Source organism: Methylobacterium sp. C25 (genome assembly GCF_021352225.1).
Taxonomy (GTDB): Bacteria; Pseudomonadota; Alphaproteobacteria; order Rhizobiales; family Beijerinckiaceae; genus Methylobacterium.
Map to the genome: position 1 here is coordinate 1 of NZ_JAAUVI010000026.1, position 2,976 is coordinate 2,976.

The window sequence follows — 2,976 nt, forward strand, 5'->3', positions numbered from 1 at the left end:
GATGTCGGTGAGGAAGAGGACGGACTCGTCGTCCATGCCCTCCGGCACCAACATCGGTGCGACGTCCGCCATCGGCACACGAACGTACTCGGCCTGCCCACCGGCATAGCCCCCGGTGAGGTGAGAGTATCCAAATAGGCCGGCGGTAGTGTAGCCGAACTGTTCGGCGGCCATCTCGGCGTTGCGATTCGAGCGCTCGCAGACCGAGAAGTTGCCGAGCTTGCATTGTCGGCACTCGCCGCAATTGATGTTGAAGGGCACGACGATGCGGTCGCCCTTCTTGAACTTCTTGTGCGCCCCGCCGACTTCGACGACCTCGCCCATGAACTCGTGGCCGAGCACATCGCCGCTCTTCATGGTCGGCATCAAACCGTCCATGAGGTGAAGGTCGGAGCCGCAGATCGCACACGACGTCACCTTGATGACGACGTCGCGCGGATCCTCGATGATCGGGTCCGGCACCGTATCGCAGCGGATATCGTTCTTGCCGTGCCAGCATAGAGCTTTCATCAAGCGCCTCCTGCGAGGCGCACGGACAGCGGCCTCGTTCAGTATTAGGGAAGAGTGAGGAACCGTGCGACGACGCATGCGGTCATGCGAGCAACCGTACCCAATCCGAACTGTTCCCAGGACCGTGGCGGGACGGCGCTAGAACTGGATCGGGAAGGACGGAGACAGACGGCTTAAGCTCGGCGAGCACGCGCCCTGGTCTTGCCGTTCGCCAGCCACCTCGCCGGGGCTTCAGTCAGATTCCGGCGTACCAGGCGTAGCCCTGGTCCTCCCAATATCCGCCCTTTCCATCGCCGATGTGGGCGAAACTCTCGACCACCTCGATGCGCATCACGTACTTGGCCTGTTTGTAGCCGAGGTTCCGTTCGACACGCAGCCGCAGCGGGGCACCGTTCGAAACGGGAAGTGCTTTGCCGTTCATGTCGTAGGCGAGGATCGTCTGCGGATGGAACGCGTCCACCAGGTCGATGCTCTCGTAGTACCTGACCGGCGATCCGCTACTGGCTCCGGTGTCTCCTGACGCCTGTTGGCCACCGGCGTCCTTCCTGCGCTCCCCGCCGGCCGCCTGCTTGGTCATGGCCGGGTTGGCGTTGCCGACGGGGGTCGTCGCATCGGAGCCGGCATCCTGCGCGTCGTCCGATCCGCCGTCATCCTCGCCTTGATCCATCGTGTCGGCGCAGTGGAACACGACGTAGCGCGCCTCCGGCTTGAGCTTGGCTCGGGTCAGAAGGTCGGCGAGTGGCACACCGGTCCATTTGCCGATGGCACTCCAGCCCTCGACGCAATCATGCCGGGTAACCTGCGTGCGGGCCGGAAGCTTACGGAGCTCGGCCAGGGACAACTTGAAGGGGGCCTCGACGAGGCCAGCGACCTCCAGGTGGTATTTGGCGAAATTGCCTTTCGCGAGGGCTTTGTAGGGCTTGTCCGGCGGGTCCTCGGTGCCGTTCGGCTTGAACCACGGCGAGATGTCGGCCTCGGCGTATTCCGGGGCCAAGGAGCGTTCGGTCAGGAGCAGGCGCTGGACGAAGAGGTTGGCGTCCTCTCCGGTCTTGAGCGTGCGCTGGAACCACTGTGTGTTGCCGAGGCGGTCGCAGCCGCCGAGCATGGCTGCAGCGGCTACGGCGGAAGCGCCTGTCAGGAGGGCCCGTCGGCTCGGAAGACGACTCATGTCCGGGGCTCCCCTGGGATGCCGGCCGGCTCGACCTTGCGCTCAATCACGAACCAGCCGGTGAGCATGCCGCGCATGTTGTTCCAAAAGCCGGAGAGCAGGACCAACGCGACATGCACGACCACGAACAGGACCAGCAGCCCCGCCACGACGAAGTGGACTGTGCGGGCCGACTGCCGCCCATCGAACAGCGTCAGCAGGAACGGGAACGCCGCATCCATCGCGGGAGACATCGCGAGGCCCGCCATCACCTGCACGGGCAGCAGCACGAAAAGGACCACGAGGTAGGTGAGCTTCTGAATGACGTTGTACCGCTTGGCCTCGTCGCCTTGCGGAAAACGCAGCGTCAGGTGCTCCCACACCGACGCTCCGAAATGGCGGACCTGGTCACGCGAAGGGATGACCCGGAAACGAAGCTGCCCGCTGATCACCCCGTAGAGCAGGTAGGCGAGGCCGTTCAGGACGAAAACCCAGGCGAAGAAGAAGTGCCAGGAGCGGCCGCCGGTAAGATCCTGGTCGCTCGGCAAGGTCAGCCAAGAGGGAAAGCCGCGATCCGCCGGCTCGCCGTCGGCACCCGCCGAGGAGCCAAGCCAGCCGGTGGTGTTGAAGGTTTTCCCGAACATTGTCGTGACGCCTTTGGGCGGGTCGTCCTCGGTAGAGGACATCGCCATCAATGGCGTGTCGAAGGTCGAGATGTTGCCCCAGTACAGGGCCGGATGGGCGTTGAAGATCTGCAGGCCGCTCATGAGCAAGACCAGAAGACAGATCGCATTGATCCAGTGTGTTATGCGGATGACGACGGGATGCCGGAACATCCAACGGCGACGTTCGACTTCGCCGGTCTCGGGCGCAGAGTGGGTCAGGTAGGTTCGGGCCAAGCGGTCATCCTCGAAATCGTGGCCGCCAGATGGAGGTCCCTGTTCAGGGACCTCCGGAAGTATCGGGCGTGTAAGATCACATGCCGCCATTCATCATACGGTTCTTCATCATGCGGCGCTTCATCATCTTCTTCCGCATCATGCGCTTCTTCATCATCTTTCGATCGCCCTGCATCATGCGCACCTGGGTGACGCCGCTCTCGGACTGGATGCCATTGACGGACATCGGTGCGGCCGTGGCTGAACCGGCCGTGAAGGCGACACCGCCAAGGGCGGTCAACGCGGTCAAAGCAAGCGTGAATTTGTTCATGGGCTTTCCCCTGTAAAGCCGAATTTCTTATCCAGCCGACAGGGCAACAAGATCATTCTATTGTTGTTCAATAAATGCAGACTTATCATCTACGCTGCAATATTTCGACA

Annotated in this window: 4 protein-coding genes; all 4 read right to left on the reverse strand. The window is 62.5% G+C overall.

All coding sequences use genetic code 11. The features are described 5' to 3' along the window. Positions 1–510: alcohol dehydrogenase catalytic domain-containing protein (locus HCU64_RS25085; RefSeq protein ID WP_233387211.1), on the reverse strand; the 510-nt coding region annotated here is incomplete at its 3' end. 235 nt (positions 511–745) lie between these two features. Further along, on the reverse strand, positions 746–1,678 hold the full coding sequence (locus tag HCU64_RS25090; RefSeq protein WP_233387212.1) for a molybdopterin-dependent oxidoreductase: 933 nt from the start codon (positions 1,676–1,678) through the stop codon (positions 746–748). Further along, a complete protein-coding gene (locus HCU64_RS25095; protein ID WP_233387213.1) occupies positions 1,675–2,556 on the reverse strand; it encodes a cytochrome b/b6 domain-containing protein in 882 nt (293 codons plus the stop codon). Before HCU64_RS25095 ends, HCU64_RS25090 begins: the two co-directional genes overlap by 4 nt. Before the next feature lie 76 nt (positions 2,557–2,632). After that, positions 2,633–2,866: a hypothetical protein gene (locus tag HCU64_RS25100; protein ID WP_233387214.1), complete on the reverse strand. Its 234-nt coding sequence runs from the start codon at positions 2,864–2,866 to the stop codon at positions 2,633–2,635. Positions 2,867–2,976 lie beyond the last annotated feature (110 nt).